Consider the following 16,471-nt stretch of genomic DNA (forward strand, 5'->3'; position numbering starts at 1 on the left):
CGTGCCGATGGCGCACGTTTCGCGCAGACGCGCGCGCGAGCGATGCCTCGCCGCACGAGGCCGGGGCGCGCCGCACCGCCGGGCGGGCCGGCATCGCCGCGGCCGCGCGGTCAGCGCACTGACGGCGCGGCGCGCGGTGCGCGGCCGTGCAGGCAGCCGAGCGCGTCGAGCGTCGTTTCGACCGCCGCTTCCAGCGGCGTGTGCGGTTCGCGGCCGAGCGCGGCGCGCGAGCAATTCGACCATCGCTTGCGCGACGTCGGGGAGACGCGCCCACTGACGGACGACACCCGCGCGCACGATCAACACGCGCGCGCCCGCCTCCGCGGCGTCGCGCAGGCGTCGCTCCATTTCCACGCGGATCGCACCCTTGCGGGGCAGCGGGTGTTGCGGCGAATCCTCGCGCAGCTCGCGCTGATCCGCTGCGGCGCGGGCATCGGCGTTTGCCAGGCCGCGTTCGCGAAGCGCGACCCCGCGCTCGCGCGCATGCTGCCGAAGGCGTTTGCCGGCCGGCTCGATATGTGGGTCACGATGCACGAGGACCCGCGCGGGAGCCCGCGCTGCCGGGCGGCGTTCGAGGCGCTGGCCGAAGGGCTCGGCGCGTATGTCGACGAGCGGCGCGCGCCGGCTATCGCTCGACTTCGCCGCCCGCGTCGCGGTACGCGCTCGGCGTGAGTCCCGTCCACTTGCGGAACGCGCGCGTGAAATTCGCCGGATCGTTGAACTGCAGCCGCTCGGCGATCGTCCTCAGATCGAGATCCGACGCGCGCAGCAGCCGGCGCGCGTCGCGCAGCCGCGCTTCGTCGACGAGCGCGCGATAGCCGGAGCCCGCATCGAGCAGCCGCCGGCGCAGCGTGCGCGTCGACATCAGGAGGCGTCGCGCGAGTTCGTCGGGCCCCGGGTAGCCGTGCGCCGATTGCGTGAGCTCCGCGCGCACGCGCGCGACGAGGTCGCCCTCCTCGTGGCGCACGTCCGCGTATTCCCGCTCGACTTGCGCGAGCGCCTGCTGGTGCGCGACTTCGTCCGCCATCGGCAGCGGCCAGCCGAGCGCGTCGTGCGACACCCACACCGCGTTCGCCGCGCAGTCAAAGCGCACGGGCGGCAGCCGGTCGCGATAGCGTGCGTAGTAGTCGGGCTGCGGCCACGCGAATTGCAGCTCGATCGGCGGATCGGCGCGCCCCGTCACCGTGCCGACGTTCTGCGCGATCCCGGTCAGCACGATTTCGAACATCGCATGATGCTGGAGCACGGGGCTCGCCTGCACGCCGTGCAGCGAAAGCGTCGCGCCGTCGTCGCGTTCCGCGTAGTGCAGCCGGTATTGCCTGTTGCGCATCCGGAAATAGCGCGCGTTGACGAGCAGCGACGCGCGCAGATCGGCGGCCGTCAGCGCCGCGTAGCCGAGAAAGCCGTGCACCGACATCCGCAGCCGCAGCCCGAGCTCGAAGCCGATTCCTTCGTCGCCGCTCAGCCGGATCGCGTTCAGCACGAGCCTCCCCCACTGCGACGGCGCGATGCGCGCGTCCGGCTCGCCGAGCACGGCGTCGCGCAGGCCGGTGCCCGCGCGGGCGTCGCGCGCGTCGATGCCGCGCTCGTCGAACACCTTCAGCAGATGCCGCAGGTACGCGACCGGAATCGTCGGCCGGCGCAGGCCCAGATTGTCTTTCGTCGATCGCCGCGTCATCGTGCCGTCGATGTTTCCAGATAGCTGAGAATGGCCAAGATTGGCCATAAATGACAAGCATTATGGCTGTTTGCGCCCTCACGGACAAGCGGCGCGCGCGCGTACGATGTGACGATCCCGATTACTCCATTCCCGCGATACCCGATGACGACTCCATTTCCGCACCTGCTCGCCCCGCTCGATCTCGGCTTCACGACGCTGCGCAATCGCGTGCTGATGGGGTCGATGCACACGGGCCTCGAGGACAGCCGCAAGACGTTGCCGCGCCTCGCAGACTATTTCGCCGAGCGCGCGCGCGGCGGCGTCGGCCTGATCGTCACGGGCGGCTTCGCGCCGAACGTCGCGGGCTGGACCAAGCCGTTCGGCGGCACGCTGTCGACGCTCGCCGCCGCGCGCCGGCATCGCGTGATTCCGGACGCGGTGCATGCGGAGGGCGGCAAGATCGCGCTGCAGATCCTGCATACCGGCCGCTACGGCTATCACCCGTTCGCGGTCGCGCCGACGCGGCTCAAGTCGCCGATCTCGCCGTTCACGCCGCACGAGCTGACCGTGCGCGGCATCGAGCGGCAGATCCGCGCGTTCGTGCGCTGCGCGCAGCTCGCGCGCGAAGCGGGCTACGACGGCGTCGAGATCATGGGCTCCGAAGGCTACCTGATCAACCAGTTCATCTCGCTGCATACGAACAAGCGCACCGACGAGTGGGGCGGCTCGTACGCGAACCGGATGCGGCTGCCGGTCGAGATCGTCGAGCGCACGCGCGAGGCGCTCGGCCGCGATTTCATCATCATCTATCGGCTGTCGATGCTCGATCTGATTCCGGACGGCAGCAGCTGGGACGAAGTCGTGCTGCTCGCGAAGGCGGTCGAGCGCGCGGGCGCGACGATCATTAACACGGGCATCGGCTGGCACGAGGCGCGCGTGCCGACGATCGCGACCTCGGTGCCGCGCGGCGCGTTCGCGTGGGTCACGAAGAAGATGAAGGGCGAAGTCGGCATTCCGCTCGTGACGACGAACCGGATCAACCGGCCGGAGGTCGCCGAGCAGATTCTTGCGGACGGTTGCGCGGACATGGTGTCGATGGCGCGGCCGTTTCTCGCCGATGCGGAATTCGTGAAGAAGGCGGCCGAAGGTCGCGTCGACGAAATCAACACGTGCATCGGCTGCAATCAGGCGTGCCTCGATCACGCGTTCAAGAACCAGATCGCGTCCTGCCTGCTGAATCCGCGCGCATGCCACGAAACGGAGCTGAACTACGCGCGCGCGGCGAACGCGAAGCGCGTCGCGGTGATCGGCGCGGGGCCGGCCGGCCTCGCGTGCGCGACGGTGCTCGCGCAGCGCGGCCATCGCGTCGAGCTGTTCGACGCGGCGGCCGAGATCGGCGGCCAGTTCAACATGGCCAAGCGCATTCCGGGCAAGGAGGAGTTTCACGAGGCGCTGCGTTACTTCGCACGCCAGATCGAATTGACGGGCGTGCAGTTGCGGCTGAATCGCCGCGTGGACGCGGCCGAGCTGATCGCGGCCGGCTACGACGACGTCGTGCTCGCGACGGGCGTTGCGCCGCGCAATCCGCGCATTCCGGGCCAGGATCATCCGAAGGTGCTGACCTACATCGACGTGCTCGCGCGCAACAAGCCGGTCGGCGAGCGCGTCGCGGTGGTCGGCGCGGGCGGGATCGGCTTCGACGTGTCCGAGTTCCTCGTTCAGGAGGGCGAATCGCCGGCGCTCGATCTGGACGCATGGAAAGCGGAGTGGGGCGTGACCGACCCCGCGCTCGCGCGCGGCGGCGTGACGCGCGGCGAGGCGACGCCGCCCGCGCGCCGCGTCACGCTGCTGCAGCGCAAGGCAACCGGGCTCGGCAAGGGGCTCGGCAAGACGACCGGCTGGATTCATCGGGCGACGCTGAAGATGAAGCAGGTCGAGATGATCGGCGGCGTGAACTACGAGTTGATCGACGACAGGGGGCTGCACGTGACGTTCGGCAAGGAGCGCCGCGATCCGACCGTGATCGAGGCCGATACGATCGTGCTGTGCGCGGGGCAGGAGCCCGAACGCGCGCTGTACGAGCCGTTGAAGGCGGCGGGCGTACCGGTGCATCTGATCGGCGGCGCGGAGCTGGCCGCGGAGCTCGATGCGAAGCGCGCGATCGATCAGGGCGCGAGGCTTGCCGCGCGGCTTTGAGCGCGGCGGCGCGACGGAGGCGGCGGATCGCGCTTGCCGGCTGCGCACGCTGTCATGTTGACCGTTTCGATGTGGCGACGCATTCGAAAGCGTCGCGCAATCGACGCGATCCGTTGACGGCGCCGACGCCGCGACGCGTGCCGCCGTCGCGCGCGCCGCGTACAATCGGCGCCGCGCGCGAGCGGCGGCGATCGGCTGTTCGACACGTCGAGCATTTCGCGCGCATGTTGTCAATCACGCGCCGGGCCGCTTCGGCGGCCATCGCGTTTCGGGCGGCCGCCGTCTCGCGCGTATACGCGTGCGCACGCGCGCATGCGCACTCCATTCTCCCGGCTCGTCAAAACCTGTGTCGCCGATGATGTGACATCGTGTCGCACTGTCATTTTCCGCAAAGATGATTTGCCTCATTGACGGATTTTCATCTCGTTCGCCGGCCGTATGATGCGAGCGCTTCCGCGAGTCGGTCGTCCGTCGGCTCGCTCGGAGCGCGTACATCTTGCTGGCAAATGTGATGAATAGAAAGGCTTTCAAAGGCTTGTCGTGGTTCGGGGCGATCGGTGCGCTCGCCTCGCTGTCCGGCTGCGGGCTCGACGTGCTCGATCCGAAAGGCGCGATCGGCGCCGCGGAGAAGTCGCTGATCGCGACGTCGACGTGGGCGATGCTGATCGTCGTCGTGCCGGTGATTTTCCTCACGCTGCTGTTCGCGTGGCGCTACCGCGCATCGAACCGCAATGCGACCTATGCGCCGAAGTGGGCGCACTCCACCGCGATCGAGATCGTGATCTGGACGGTGCCGTCGCTGATCATTCTGTTCCTCGGCATCCTCACGTGGAAGACGACCCACGCGCTCGATCCGTACCGGCCGATCGAATCGTCGGTGAAGCCGATCGACGTCGAGGTCGTCGCGCTCGACTGGAAGTGGCTGTTCGTCTATCCCGAGCTCGGCATTGCTTCGGTCAACCAACTGGCGGTGCCCGTCGGCACGCCGATCAATTTCCGGATCACGTCCGATTCGGTGATGAACTCGTTCTTCATTCCGCAGCTCGGCACGCAGGTCTACGCGATGGCCGGCATGCAGACGCGGCTGCACCTGATCGCGGACGAGCCGGGCGACTTCGCCGGCATCTCGGCGAACTACAGCGGCCGCGGCTTCTCGGACATGAAGTTCCGCACGCTCGCGACGTCGCGCGACGCCTTCGACGCGTGGGTCGCGAAAGTGCGCGCGTCGGCCGACCGGCTCGACATGACCGCGTACAGCCAGCTCGCGCAGCCGAGCGAGAAGCAGCCGGTGCGCTACTACTCGACGGTCGACTCGCGGCTCTTTCACAACATCATCGCGAAGTACAACAACGGTCACGTCCTCGATCTGACGGACGCCGCCTGTCGGACGAAGAGGTAATGCATGTTCGGTAAATTGACGCTTTCGGCGATCCCGTTCGATCAGCCGATCATCATGGGCGCGGGCGCGTTCATGACGCTCGTCGTGCTCGGCATTCTGGGCGCGCTGACCTACACGAAGCGCTGGAAATGGCTGTGGTGCGAATGGCTCACGACCGTCGACCACAAGAAGCTCGGCGTGATGTACATCATCGTCGCGCTGATCATGCTGCTGCGCGGCTTCGCCGACGCGATCATGATGCGCCTGCAGCTCGCGCTCGCGTACAACGGCCCCGGCTATCTGCCGCCTCACCACTACGATCAGATCTTCACCGCGCACGGCGTCATCATGATCTTTTTCATGGCGATGACGTTCATGATCGGCCTGATGAACATCATCGTGCCGCTGCAGATCGGCGCGCGCGATGTCGCATTTCCGTTCATCAATTCGCTGAGCTTCTGGATGACGGCGGTCTCGGCGATCCTGATCAACATCTCGCTCGTCGTCGGCGAGTTCGCGCAGACGGGCTGGCTCGCATATCCGCCGCTGTCGGAACTGCAGTTCAGTCCTGGCGTGGGCGTCGATTATTACCTGTGGGCGCTGCAGATATCCGGCGTCGGCACGCTGCTCACGGGCGTGAACTTCTTCGCGACGATCCTGAGGATGCGCGCGCCCGGCATGACGCTGATGAAGATGCCCGTGTTCACGTGGACCGCGCTCTGCACGAACGTCCTCATCATGGCGTCGTTCCCGATCCTCACGGTCACGCTCGCGCTGCTCGGCCTCGACCGCTATCTCGGCATGCACTTCTTCACGAACGACGCCGGCGGCAACGCGATGCTGTATCTGAACCTGATCTGGGCGTGGGGCCATCCGGAGGTCTACATCCTGATCCTGCCCGCGTTCGGGATCTTCTCGGAAGTGGTCGCGACCTACGCGAAGAAGCCGCTGTTCGGCTACAAGACGATGGTCTATGCGAGCTGCGCGATCATGGTCCTGTCGTTCCTCGTGTGGCTGCACCACTTCTTCACGATGGGTTCCGGCGCGAACGTGAACGCGTTCTTCGGGATCATGACGATGGTGATCGCGATCCCGACCGGCGTGAAAGTGTTCAACTGGCTGTTCACGATCTACCGCGGCCGGCTCGAATTCTCGCCGCCGATCCTCTGGACGATCGGCTTCATGGTGACGTTCACGCTCGGCGGGATGACGGGCGTGATGATGGCGATTCCCGGCGCGGACTTCGTGCTGCACAACAGCCTGTTCCTGATCGCGCACTTCCACAACGTGATCATCGGCGGCGTGCTGTTCGGCTATCTCGCGGGCTTCAACTACTGGTTCCCGAAGGTGTTCGGCTTCAAGCTGAACGAGAAGCTCGGCAAGGCCGCGTTCTGGTTCTGGCAGGTCGGCTTCTATGTCGCGTTCGTGCCGCTGTACGTGCTTGGCTTCATGGGGATGACGCGCCGCCTGAATCATTACGACAACCCCGCGTGGCATCCGTGGCTCATCGTCGCCGCGTGCGGCGCGGTGCTGATCGCGATCGGCATTGCGTGCCAGTTGCTGCAGCTCGTCGTCAGCCTGCGCGATCGGAAGCTGCCCGGAAACCGGGACCTGACGGGCGACCCGTGGGGCGGCCGCACGCTCGAATGGGCGACCTCGTCGCCGCCGCCCGCGTACAACTTCGCGACGATCCCGACCGTGCACGCGCTCGACGAGTTCGCGTACCGCAAGGAGCGCGGCCTCGGCACCGGCAAGCACGCGGAGTATCGCGACATTCACATGCCGTCCAACACGAGCGCGGGCCTCTTCGTCGGCGTGTTCAGCCTCGTGCTCGGCTTCGCGGCGGTCTGGCACATCTGGTGGCTCGCGATCGCGGGGCTCGCCGGCATCGTCGTGACGGTGATCGCGTATAGCGCGAGCGAGAACGATGGCTATTACATCCCGGCCGACACCGTGCGCAAGATCGAGGAAAAACGCGGCGGCGCGCGCTTCGCCGCGCGGCCGGCGGAAGTCGAACTGGAGGCAAACTGATGTCGTATCAATCCGTGAGCGCCGCTCGTCATCAGGCTCAGGCCGCGCACGATCATCCGCCGTCGCACTCGGTGTTCGGCTTCTGGCTGTACCTGATGACCGACTGCGTGATCTTCGCCGCGCTGTTCGCCGTGTTCGCGGTGATGGCGCATCAATTCGCGGGCGGCCCGACCGCGGTCGACCTGTTCGACATTCCGGGCGTCGCGCTGGAGACCGCGCTGCTGCTCGTGAGCAGCATCACGTACGGCTTCGCGATGATCGGCGCGCAACGCGGCCGTCGCGGCGCGCTGTTCGGCTGGCTCGCGGTGACGTTCGCGCTCGGCGCGGCGTTCCTCGGCCTCGAACTGCGCGAGTTCTCGCACATGATCGCCGAGGGCGCGGGCCCGCAGCGCAGCGCGTTCCTGTCGTCGTTCTTCACGCTCGTCGGCACGCACGGGCTGCACGTCGCGATCGGCCTGCTGTGGATGGCCGTGCTCGCGTTCCAGGCGATGCGCCGCCCGACGCTGACCGAGCGCGACATCCGCCGCCTCACGTGCCTGAGCCTCTTCTGGCACTTCCTCGACATCGTCTGGATCTGCGTGTTTTCCTTTGTCTATCTCGCGAGCGTGATCTAAATGGCCGATATGCATCTTTCTCACGACGGCGAAGCGCACGGCACCGTCGGCGGTTACGTGGCCGGATTCATTCTGTCGGTGCTGCTGACGGCCGCGTCGTTCGGGCTCGTGCTGAGCGGCGCGCTGTCGTCGCACGCGTCGCTCATCGCGCTCGCGGTGCTTGCGTTCGTGCAGATCGTCGTGCACCTCGTCTACTTCCTGCACATGAACGGATCGTCCAGCCAGCGCTGGAACGTGATGGCGTTCAGCTACACGGTGCTGACGGCGGCGATCCTGATCGTCGGCACGCTTTGGGTGATGCACAACGTCGGCATGAACATGATGTCGCGTTGAGCATGAGTCTCGCGTGCGCCGGTAGGGCCGGCGCACGCGCGAAAGCGCGGGCGCGCGGCGAACGGCCGCGCGCCCGTTTCCTTTTCGGCGCGCGGGCGTGCGCCGCGCCGCGTGGCTCAGCGGTCGTCGTCGTGGATCGACGACGGATGACGGCACAACGCGCGCACGTCGATCCGCATGTACGGGAAGAGCGGCAACTGGCTCAGCACGTCGTGCAGATGCGCGGGGCTCTCGACGTCGAATATGCTGACGTTCGCGTAGCGGCCCGCGACGCGCCACAGATGCCGCCACACGCCTTCGCGCTGCAGCCGCTGCGCGATCTCCTTTTCTTCGGCCTTCAGGGTCGCGGCCTTGACCGGATCGATGTCGACGGGCAGCTCGACGGTCATTTCCACATGAAACAGCATGGCTTGCTCCTTGCGACGAATGTGACCGCGGCGCCGATCAGGCTTGCGCGCGCACGCGCTCGACTTCGCTCGCCGGCACGTCGGCGCGATCGCGCGTCAGCGTGAAATCGAAATCGATCAGCGCGAACGGGCCGTCGACGCCATATGGCTTGCCTTGCGCGCCTTCCGCCTGCTTGACCTGCGGAATCAGCCCTTCGCGCGTCGCGAACGCGAAGTCGTCCCAGATGTGCGGATCGCCCTCGATGTTGATCTGAGTCGTCAGCTTGCGATGGCCGGCGGCAGACACGAAGAAGTGGATGTGCGCGGGGCGGTGGCCGTGGCGGCCGAGCTGGTCGAGCAACTGCTCGGTCTTGCTGCCGGGCGGCACGCTGTAGCCGACGGGCAGCACGCTGCGGAAGCTGTAGCGGCCTTCGGCGTCGGTGCGGATCGAGCGGCGCAGGTTGAACGCGGGCTGCGACGGATCGAAGTACGAATAATTGCCGAGATGGTTCGCATGCCAGACTTCGACGAGCGCATTCGCAAGCGGCACGCCGTCCTCGCCGAGCACGCGGCCGCGCATCACGAGCGTCTGGCCCGGATCGGTGCCGTCGTCGAGGCGCGCATGCCCGACCGATTCCGGCGCGCCCGCGACGTACAGTGGCCCTTCGATCGTGCGCGGCGTGCCGCCTTGCAGGCCCGCCTTCGCTTCGGCCTCGTCCATCCGCACGTCGAGGAAGCGCTCGAAGCCGAGTCCGGCCGCGATGAGGCCGAACTCCTTGCCGGCCTCGTTCAGGTAGTTGAGCGCGGTCCAGAATTCGCTCGGCTGCACGTCGAAATCCTCGATCGTGTAGCACAGGTCCTTCACGATCCGGTTGACGATCGCGCGCACGCGCGGGTTGCCGGGTTTCGTCGCGGCGTCGTCGAACGTCTTCAGCAGGGCGTCGATGGCTTCCTTGTTCATTTGCGTCTCCAATATCGAATAGTGGCGTGGGTCAGCGGGCCTGGCGTCGCATCCGCTCGATGCGGGCCCAGTCGAAGGTGATGCCGAGACCGGGAGCGGCCGGCAGGTGCAGCTTGAAATCCTCGTAGCGCAGCGGCTCGACGAGGATCTCCTCGGTCAGCAGCAGCGGGCCGAACAGCTCGGTGCCCCACTCGAGCGCGCCGAACGTGCTGAACAGTTGCGCGGACGCGATCGTGCCGGCCGCGCCCTCGAGCATCGTGCCGCCGTACAGATCGATACCGGCGGCGGCCGCGATCGCCGCGACGGCGGCCGCGCCTTGCAGGCCGCCCGATTGCGCGATCTTCACCGCGAACACGTCGGCCGCGCGGTCGCGCGCGAGCGCGAATGCGTCGGCGGGGCCGTGCAGCGCCTCGTCGGCCATGATCGGAATGTGCGCGAGCGCGGTCAGGCGTTTGAGGCCCGCGCGGTTCGCTGCGGCGATCGGCTGCTCGACCAGGCTCACGCCCGCGTCCGCGAGCCGCGCGCCGGCCCACACGGCCTCGCTTTCGGTCCATGCCTGGTTCACGTCGACGCGCACGTCGCCGCGCTCGCCGAGCGCGCGCTTGATCGCGACGACGTGCGCGACGTCGTCGGCCACCGCTCGCGCGCCGATCTTCAGCTTGAACACGCGATGACGGCGTGCTTCGAGCATCGCTTCGGCCTCCGCGATATCGCGCGCGGTATCGCCGCTCGCGAGCGTCCACGCGACGTCGAGCGCATCGGTCGTCCTGCCGCCGAACAGCTCGGACAGCGGCACGCCGAGCCGGCGCGCGTGCGCGTCGAAGAGCGCGGTCTCGAGCGCGCACTTCGCGAAGCGGTTGCCCTGCAACAGCTTGCGCACGCGGGCCATCGCGGCGCCGGGGCGGGCCGCGTCCGCGCCTTGCAGCAGCGGCGCGAAGTAAGTGTCGATGTTGGTCTTGATGCTCTCGGGGCTTTCTTCGCCGTACGCGAGACCGCCGATCGTCGTGCCTTCGCCGACGCCTTCGATACCGTCCGAGCATCGAACGCGAACGAGCACGAGTGTCTGGCAGTTCATCGTCGCGACCGACAGCTTGTGCGGCCGAATCGTCGGCACGTCGACGAGCAGCGTGTCGATCCGGTCGATCGTGATGCCTGTTGCTATCATCGGAATCCTCCTGTCGCACACATGGTAGAAACAAACGCGTGGCGGCGTCCAACACCCTTTACGACTACTTCCATACTTTCGAGGTATGCATGGAACTGCGTCAGCTCCGGTATTTCATCGCGGTGGCCGAGGAGATGAACATCACGCGCGCCGCGCAACGGCTGCACATGACGCAGCCGCCGTTGAGCCGCCAGCTTCAACTGATCGAGGACGAGATCGGCCTGCCGCTCTTCGAGCGCGGCGCGCGGCCGCTGAAGCTGACCGAAGCGGGGCGGGTGCTGTACGCGCAGGCGCGGCGCGTGCTCGAGCAGGCCGACGAGCTCGCGCCGCTCACGCGGCGGCTCGCGCAGGCGGCCGAGCGGATCGTGATCGGCTTCGTGCCGTCGACGCTGTACGGCGCGCTGCCCGACGTGATACGCGCGTTTCGCGAGGCGGCGCCCGCCGTCGAGCTGTCGCTGATCGAAATGTTCACGCTCGAGCAACTGGGCGCGCTGAAAGGCGGGCGCATCGACATCGGCTTCGGCCGGCTGCGCTTCGACGACGACCAACTCGTGCGCGAGGTGCTCGTCGAGGAGCGGCTGATCGCGGCGCTGCCGCACGGGCATCCGCTCGCCGCGCCCGACGTGCCGCTCTCGCTCGCGGACGTCGCCGGGCAGACGCTGATCGTCTATCCGAGCACGCCGCGGCCGAGCTTCGCCGATCAGCAACTGTCCGCGCTGCGCGACGGCGGGTTCGCGCCCGCGGCGGTGCACGAGGTGCGCGAGCTGCAGACGGCGCTCGGGCTCGTCGCCGCGCAGGTCGGCGTGTCGCTCGTGCCGGAGAGCGTCGAAGGGGTGAGAGTGAAGGGTGTCGTCTACCGGCGGTTGCCGGAGCCCGTCGCGACGTCGCCGATCATCCTGAGCCGGCGGGTGCACGACGAAAGCCGCGCGACCACGCTGTTCTGCTCGCTCGCGCGCGAGTTGATGACGGGCCGTTGACGCCGCGCGGCGCGCGGGCGAACGGAAGACACGAGGATCAGGCGTCGCGCCGGTCGGCGAGCGTCGCGGACGGCAGTTCGCCGAACCGCTCGCGATAGGCGATCGCGAAGCGGCCGAAGTGCGCGAAACCGCAGTCGAGCGCGATTTCGGCGATCCGGCGGTCGGGCGCCGCCGCGCGCAGCAGCTCGCGGGCGCGGTCGAGGCGCAGCTTGCGCAGGTATTGCATCGGGCTCATCCCGCGAAACTGAAGGAAACCGTCGCGCAGCGTGCGCTCGGGCACGCCCGCCGCCTGTGCGATGTCCGCGAGTTGCAGCGGCTGCGCGAACTGCGCGCCGATGAACTCCTGCGCGCGCCGCACGAAGCCGGGCGCCGGATCGGCGCGCCGCGCGCTCGCCGCGGCGGGCGGATGGCCGTCGATCAGCAGATCGAGCAGCAACTGCTCGAGCCGCGCCGCGACGCGCGGGTTCGCGCTTGCGCTCGCGAGCAGCTCCGGCGAGCGCGCGACGAGCTTCAGTTGCTGCATCCACGCGCTCAGCGCCGAATCGTCGACGCCGATCACCGGATCGAGCGATGCCGCCGCGTCGCCCGCGTGCGCGGCGAGCGTCGCCGCATCGATTCGGAGGACGAACTGCTCGCAATCGCGGGACAGGTGCGCGTCGAACGGCTCGCCGGGCGCGCACAGCACGCCCGTGTGCGCGTCGACGTCGAACGCGCGGCCCATCGTGCGGACCTGCGCGCAACCCGTCAGACAAAACATCAGCAGATGGTAGTCGTCGACCGCGTCGATGCGCACCCGCATCGCGTCGCCGAACGCGATGGTTCCGATTCCGAGCCCGCCGAGCCGCACGAAATCCATGTGCGACGGCCCGTGCCGCGTGCCGTCCGGCAACAGCGCGTGCGGCTGCATCACGCGCGAGATCCGCTCGCGCGTCTCGTCGAGATCGCGCGATTCGAACAGCCGGTGCTCGCGCAGCGCGAGCGGGTCGAATGGGGTCGGGGGCATGATCGTCTGCCTCGCACAAAGCGCCGGCATCCTGAATATCGTTCGTCGGCCGGGCGGCATGTCTGATGCTCGCATCGTAACGCGGAAATCCGCCGGATGTGGATATTGCGCCGCCGCAACCGCACTTTCCGGATAGACGGCGAATTCTAGCGTTTCAAAAATCGGTGTCGTCAGGCGGATTGTCGAGCGCCTCAACCGCAAGCAACTTGCATGGGATCGGAGTCAACGCCGAAGCGCCAGCTCCGATCGACAGGAGACAACGATGGAAACGACCGAATCGCCGGTATTGCCGATCGATCGCGCCGATTCGTCCGACGTGCGATTCCCGCACGACGACGGCTCGCGCGTGCCGTACAAGGTGTTCAGCTCGCAAGCGGTGTACGACCGCGAGCAGGAGCGGATCTTTCGCGGGCCGACGTGGAATTTCGTCGCGCTCGAAGCGGAAATCCCGAAACCGGGCGACTTCAAGAGCACGTTCGTCGGCGACACGCCCGTCGTCGTCACGCGCGGCGAGGACGGCGCGCTCGCCGCTTGGGTGAACCGCTGCGCGCATCGCGGCGCGCAGGTGTGCCGCCAGGCGCGCGGCAACGCGAGCTCGCACACCTGCGTCTACCACCAGTGGAGCTTCGATAGCTGCGGCAACCTGCTCGGCGTGCCGTTTCGGCGCGGGCAGAAGGGCATGACCGGGATGCCAGCCGATTTCGATCCGAAGAATCACGGGCTGCGCAAGCTGCGCGTCGACAGCTACAAGGGCCTCGTGTTCGCGACGTTCAGCGACGACGTCGCGCCGTTGCCCGACTACCTCGGCCCGCAGATGCGGCCGTGGATCGACCGGATCTTCCACAAGCCGATCGAGTATCTCGGCTGCACGCGCCAGTACTCGAAATCGAACTGGAAGCTGTACTTCGAGAACGTGAAGGACCCGTATCACGCGAGCATGCTGCATCTGTTCCATACGACGTTCAATATTTTCCGAGTCGGGATGAAGGCGCGCTCGATTCCGGACGCGACGCACGGGCTGCACAGCATCATCACGATGACGAAGACGCGCGAGGACACGGATACCGCGAGCGCGTACAGGCAGCAGAACATCCGTTCGTTCGACGAAGGTTTCTCGCTCGAGGACGACTCGATCCTTGGCCTCGTGTCCGAGTACGACGAGGACACGACGAACCACATCCAGCCGATCTTTCCGCAGCTCGTGATCCAGCAGATCCACAACACGCTCGTCGCGCGCCAGTTGCTGCCGAAAGGGCCGAAGAACTTCGAGCTGATCTTTCACTTCTTCGGCTACGCGGACGATACGCCCGAGCTGCGCGATTTGCGGATCAAGCAGGCGAACCTTGTCGGGCCCGCGGGCTACATCTCGATGGAGGACACCGAGGCGACCGAGCTCGTCCAGCGCGGCACGGCGCGCGATGCGGACGCGGCATCGGTGATCGAGATGTCGCGCGGCAATCCGGACCAGCAGGACACGGCGATCACCGAGAGCCTGATCCGCAAGTTCTGGGTCGGCTACCAGAAGCTGATGGGCTATTGAAGCGGGAGACGAACATGACCGACATCACTCACGACATCCGCACGTGGTTCGAGCTGCACATGCTGCAGGACCGCTATATCGGCCATCTCGACAACGACCGCCTCGAGCGCTGGCCGGATCTCTTCACCGAGGAATGCCTGTATGAGATCGTCCCGAAGGAAAACGCGGACTTGGGGCTGCCGATCGGCATCGTTCACTGCACGAACCGGCGGATGCTGCGCGACCGCGTCGTGTCGCTGCGCCACGCGAACATCTACGAAGCGCACACGTACCGGCACATGACGTCCGGGCTCACGATCGTCGGCGGCGAAGGCGGCGAGATCGAGACCGAGAGCAGCTATGTCGTCGTGCAGACGCGCAGCGACGGCGAATCGAACGTCTATCAGGCGGGCAAGTATTACGACACGGTCGTGCGCACGGCCGAGGGACTGCGCTATCGGAAGAAGCGCGTGATCTACGACACGTCGCGCGTGCAGACGCTGCTCGCGACGCCGATCTGATTCTCACAAGGAGTTCGAAGCATGAGCAACGAAACCGTCGCGGCGTGGCATCCGCTCGGCACGCTCGACGAATTCACCGAGGACGACCCGGCCGCGCGCATCGTCGGCAACAAGCCGGTCGCGGTCTTCAGGGTGGGCGACGACGTGTTCGCGCTGCATGACCTGTGCACGCACGGCCATGCGAGGCTGTCCGAAGGATTCGTCGAGGACGGCTGCGTCGAATGCCCGCTGCATCAGGGCCTGTTCGACATCCGCACCGGCGCGCCGAAATGCGCGCCGGTGACGCAGCCCGTGCGCGCGTATCCGATCCGCATCGTCGACGGACAGGTCGAGATCCATGTCGACGACTGATCCGTATCTGATCGCGGGCGGCGGGCACGCGGCGCGCCGCGCGGCCGAGACGCTGCGCGAGCGCGATCCGGCCGCGCGCATCGTGATGATCGGCGAGGAGCCCGAGCTGCCGTACGACCGGCCCGCGCTGTCGAAGGAAGCGCTCGTCGGCGGCGACGAAGGCGAGCGCCGCGCGTTCGTGCGCGACGCCGCGTGGTATCGCGAGCGTGGCGTCGAGTTGCGGCTCGGCGTGCGAGTCGAAGCGATCGAGCGCGGCACGCAGCGGGTGCGCCTGAGCGACGGCGCGAGTCTCGGCTACGCGCGGCTCCTGATCGCGACCGGCTCGCGCGTGCGGCGTTTCCGCGGACCGGTCGACGCCGGCGTGCCGATCCATTACGTGCGCACGGTTGCCGACGCCCGCGCGCTGCGCGCGGCGCTTGCGCCGGGCAGGCGCGTCGCGGTGCTGGGCGGCGGCTTCATCGGGCTCGAGGTCGCCGCATCGGCGGTGCGGCTCGGCTGCCGCGCGACGATCGTCGATCCCGCGCCGCGGCTGCTTCAGCGCGGAATGCCCGAGGTCGTCGGCGCGTTCGCGCTTGCGCTGCATGCGCGGCACGGCGTCGACGTGCGGCTCGGCGCGCTGCCGGAGCGCATCCGCCGCGGCGCGAACGGCGCGGCCGTGGTCGAAACGAGTGCGGGCGACATCGCGGCCGACGTCGTCGTAGCGGGCATCGGCGTCGTGCCGAACGTCGAGCTCGCGCAGGCGGCGGGCCTTCACGTCGACGACGGCATCAGCGTCGACGAGCGGTGCCGCACGGCCGATGCGGCGATTTTCGCGGCGGGCGAGGTCACGCGGCATTTCAATCCGCTCGTCGGCCGGCGCTTGCGGATCGAGTCGTGGCAGGTCGCGGAGCACCAGCCGGCCGTCGCCGCCGCGAACATCCTCGGCGGGCACGACACGTACGAAGAGTGGCCGTGGCTGTGGTCCGACCAGCACGACTGCAACCTGCAGACGCTCGGCGTCTTCGACGGCGAGCAGACGCTCGTGCTGCGCGGCTCGCCCGAGCTGGACCGCGCGTTTTGCGTGTTCGCGCTGAACGCGCGCCGGGAGCTGCGGGCGGTCGCGGCCGTCAACGCGGGGCGCGAGATCGCCGCGTGCCGCCGCTTGATGACGGCGAACGTCGCGCTCGATCCCGCGCGTCTCGCGGACCCGACGGTCGCGTTGCGCTCGATGTTGCGGGATGGAGCGTAACGGCCGGCGCGCAACGCGCCGGCGCGTGCGTTGCGCGAAATCGTTCCCGGCGCGATGCCGGCCGCGCATGCGCACGCGCGGCCGATGCCCGCGCGCATGCGCGATCGTGCGCCGTATCGCTTGCGCGTTCGCGCGCGACCGGTAAGAA

At 67.8% G+C, this 16,471-nt stretch carries 15 protein-coding genes and 2 pseudogenes; 11 read left to right on the forward strand and 6 right to left on the reverse strand.

All coding sequences use genetic code 11. The features are described 5' to 3' along the window. Nucleotides 1-110 precede the first annotated feature (110 nt). Nucleotides 111-405, reverse strand: a pseudogene (locus BTH_RS32755) (hypothetical protein); the annotation flags it as partial. Here BTH_RS32755 and BTH_RS32760 point away from each other — a divergent pair. Then, a pseudogene (locus BTH_RS32760) lies at nt 397-672 on the forward strand (LysR family transcriptional regulator); the annotation flags it as partial. The pseudogenes BTH_RS32755 and BTH_RS32760 overlap by 9 nt on opposite strands. Here the strand turns inward: BTH_RS32760 and BTH_RS02480 are convergent. Next, nucleotides 626-1,678 carry an AraC family transcriptional regulator gene (locus BTH_RS02480; protein WP_009895450.1) on the reverse strand — a complete coding sequence of 351 codons (1,053 nt, stop codon included), beginning with the start codon at nt 1,676-1,678 and terminating at the stop codon, nt 626-628. The pseudogene BTH_RS32760 and the gene BTH_RS02480 overlap by 47 nt on opposite strands. A 144-nt stretch (nt 1,679-1,822) precedes the next feature. Between BTH_RS02480 and BTH_RS02485 the strand changes: the two genes are divergently transcribed. The 5 genes from BTH_RS02485 to cyoD all read left to right on the forward strand — a co-directional run bounded on the left by BTH_RS02485 (nt 1,823) and on the right by cyoD (nt 8,212). Then, nucleotides 1,823-3,856 (forward strand): NADPH-dependent 2,4-dienoyl-CoA reductase, encoded by a 2,034-nt coding sequence (locus BTH_RS02485; RefSeq protein WP_009895455.1) that lies wholly within the window; start codon nt 1,823-1,825, stop codon nt 3,854-3,856. Nucleotides 3,857-4,367: 511 nt separating this feature from the next. Then, the gene (gene cyoA, locus BTH_RS02495; protein ID WP_011400926.1) at nt 4,368-5,255 is read left to right on the forward strand and encodes a ubiquinol oxidase subunit II; all 888 of its coding nucleotides are present in this window, start codon (nt 4,368-4,370) and stop codon (nt 5,253-5,255) included. A gap of 3 nt (nt 5,256-5,258) precedes the next feature. Next, nucleotides 5,259-7,265: a cytochrome o ubiquinol oxidase subunit I gene (cyoB, locus tag BTH_RS02500; protein ID WP_009895460.1), complete on the forward strand. Its 2,007-nt coding sequence runs from the start codon at nt 5,259-5,261 to the stop codon at nt 7,263-7,265. Next, nucleotides 7,265-7,879 carry a cytochrome o ubiquinol oxidase subunit III gene (cyoC, locus tag BTH_RS02505; protein ID WP_009895462.1) on the forward strand — a complete coding sequence of 205 codons (615 nt, stop codon included), beginning with the start codon at nt 7,265-7,267 and terminating at the stop codon, nt 7,877-7,879. Before cyoB ends, cyoC begins: the two co-directional genes overlap by 1 nt. Further along, the gene (gene cyoD, locus BTH_RS02510) at nt 7,880-8,212 is read left to right on the forward strand and encodes a cytochrome o ubiquinol oxidase subunit IV (RefSeq protein WP_009895464.1); all 333 of its coding nucleotides are present in this window, start codon (nt 7,880-7,882) and stop codon (nt 8,210-8,212) included. Nucleotides 8,213-8,328: 116 nt separating this feature from the next. On the opposite strand, the gene catC is transcribed toward cyoD, so the two are convergent. The 3 genes from catC to BTH_RS02525 are packed head-to-tail and all read right to left on the reverse strand — an operon-like array spanning nt 8,329 to nt 10,724. Then, complete coding sequence (catC, locus tag BTH_RS02515; protein WP_009895466.1) at nt 8,329-8,619, reverse strand: muconolactone Delta-isomerase; 291 nt, start codon at nt 8,617-8,619, stop codon at nt 8,329-8,331. Nucleotides 8,620-8,656: 37 nt separating this feature from the next. Beyond that, a complete protein-coding gene (catA, locus tag BTH_RS02520) occupies nt 8,657-9,559 on the reverse strand; it encodes a catechol 1,2-dioxygenase (RefSeq protein ID WP_009895467.1) in 903 nt (300 codons plus the stop codon). Nucleotides 9,560-9,590: 31 nt separating this feature from the next. Further along, nucleotides 9,591-10,724, reverse strand: a complete 1,134-nt coding sequence (locus tag BTH_RS02525; protein ID WP_009895469.1) for a muconate/chloromuconate family cycloisomerase — start codon at nt 10,722-10,724, stop codon at nt 9,591-9,593. Between the two features lie 89 nt (nt 10,725-10,813). Between BTH_RS02525 and BTH_RS02530 the strand changes: the two genes are divergently transcribed. Continuing rightward, nucleotides 10,814-11,701, forward strand: coding sequence for a LysR family transcriptional regulator (locus BTH_RS02530; RefSeq protein WP_009895470.1), 888 nt, complete (start codon nt 10,814-10,816; stop codon nt 11,699-11,701). Between the two features lie 37 nt (nt 11,702-11,738). On the opposite strand, the gene andR is transcribed toward BTH_RS02530, so the two are convergent. Beyond that, on the reverse strand, nt 11,739-12,764 hold the full coding sequence (gene andR / locus BTH_RS02535) for an anthranilate 1,2-dioxygenase regulatory protein AndR (RefSeq protein WP_011400927.1): 1,026 nt from the start codon (nt 12,762-12,764) through the stop codon (nt 11,739-11,741). A gap of 202 nt (nt 12,765-12,966) precedes the next feature. Between andR and andAc the strand changes: the two genes are divergently transcribed. The 4 genes from andAc to andAa are packed head-to-tail and all read left to right on the forward strand — an operon-like array spanning nt 12,967 to nt 16,323. Then, entirely contained in the window at nt 12,967-14,244 is a 1,278-nt protein-coding gene (andAc, locus tag BTH_RS02540) for an anthranilate 1,2-dioxygenase large subunit AndAc (RefSeq protein WP_009895472.1), read from the forward strand. 14 nt (nt 14,245-14,258) lie between these two features. Further along, nucleotides 14,259-14,744 carry an anthranilate 1,2-dioxygenase small subunit AndAd gene (andAd, locus tag BTH_RS02545; protein WP_009895474.1) on the forward strand — a complete coding sequence of 162 codons (486 nt, stop codon included), beginning with the start codon at nt 14,259-14,261 and terminating at the stop codon, nt 14,742-14,744. A 21-nt stretch (nt 14,745-14,765) separates the two neighbouring features. Then, nucleotides 14,766-15,095 (forward strand): anthranilate 1,2-dioxygenase ferredoxin subunit AndAb, encoded by a 330-nt coding sequence (gene andAb, locus BTH_RS02550; RefSeq protein WP_009895476.1) that lies wholly within the window; start codon nt 14,766-14,768, stop codon nt 15,093-15,095. Next, a complete protein-coding gene (gene andAa, locus BTH_RS02555) occupies nt 15,082-16,323 on the forward strand; it encodes an anthranilate 1,2-dioxygenase system ferredoxin--NAD(+) reductase (RefSeq protein ID WP_009895478.1) in 1,242 nt (413 codons plus the stop codon). Before andAb ends, andAa begins: the two co-directional genes overlap by 14 nt. Nucleotides 16,324-16,471: the final 148 nt, after the last annotated feature.

The organism is Burkholderia thailandensis E264, from assembly GCF_000012365.1.
GTDB lineage: Bacteria > Pseudomonadota > Gammaproteobacteria > Burkholderiales > Burkholderiaceae > Burkholderia > Burkholderia thailandensis.

Excerpts from the sequence above, each read along its gene's own strand:
- cyoC (WP_009895462.1), top strand. The coding sequence starts at position 7,265 with ATGTCGTATCAATCCGTGAGCGCCGCTCGTCATCAGGCTCAGGCCGCG.
- catC (WP_009895466.1), bottom strand. The coding sequence starts at position 8,619 with ATGCTGTTTCATGTGGAAATGACCGTCGAGCTGCCCGTCGACATCGAT.
- andR (WP_011400927.1), bottom strand. The coding sequence starts at position 12,764 with ATGCCGCCCGGCCGACGAACGATATTCAGGATGCCGGCGCTTTGTGCG.
- andAa (WP_009895478.1), top strand. The coding sequence starts at position 15,082 with ATGTCGACGACTGATCCGTATCTGATCGCGGGCGGCGGGCACGCGGCG.
- BTH_RS02485 (WP_009895455.1), top strand. The coding sequence starts at position 1,823 with ATGACGACTCCATTTCCGCACCTGCTCGCCCCGCTCGATCTCGGCTTC.
- BTH_RS02480 (WP_009895450.1), bottom strand. The coding sequence starts at position 1,678 with ATGACGCGGCGATCGACGAAAGACAATCTGGGCCTGCGCCGGCCGACG.
- BTH_RS02525 (WP_009895469.1), bottom strand. The coding sequence starts at position 10,724 with ATGATAGCAACAGGCATCACGATCGACCGGATCGACACGCTGCTCGTC.
- andAc (WP_009895472.1), top strand. The coding sequence starts at position 12,967 with ATGGAAACGACCGAATCGCCGGTATTGCCGATCGATCGCGCCGATTCG.
- catA (WP_009895467.1), bottom strand. The coding sequence starts at position 9,559 with ATGAACAAGGAAGCCATCGACGCCCTGCTGAAGACGTTCGACGACGCC.
- BTH_RS02530 (WP_009895470.1), top strand. The coding sequence starts at position 10,814 with ATGGAACTGCGTCAGCTCCGGTATTTCATCGCGGTGGCCGAGGAGATG.
- andAd (WP_009895474.1), top strand. The coding sequence starts at position 14,259 with ATGACCGACATCACTCACGACATCCGCACGTGGTTCGAGCTGCACATG.
- andAb (WP_009895476.1), top strand. The coding sequence starts at position 14,766 with ATGAGCAACGAAACCGTCGCGGCGTGGCATCCGCTCGGCACGCTCGAC.
- cyoA (WP_011400926.1), top strand. The coding sequence starts at position 4,368 with ATGAATAGAAAGGCTTTCAAAGGCTTGTCGTGGTTCGGGGCGATCGGT.
- cyoB (WP_009895460.1), top strand. The coding sequence starts at position 5,259 with ATGTTCGGTAAATTGACGCTTTCGGCGATCCCGTTCGATCAGCCGATC.
- cyoD (WP_009895464.1), top strand. The coding sequence starts at position 7,880 with ATGGCCGATATGCATCTTTCTCACGACGGCGAAGCGCACGGCACCGTC.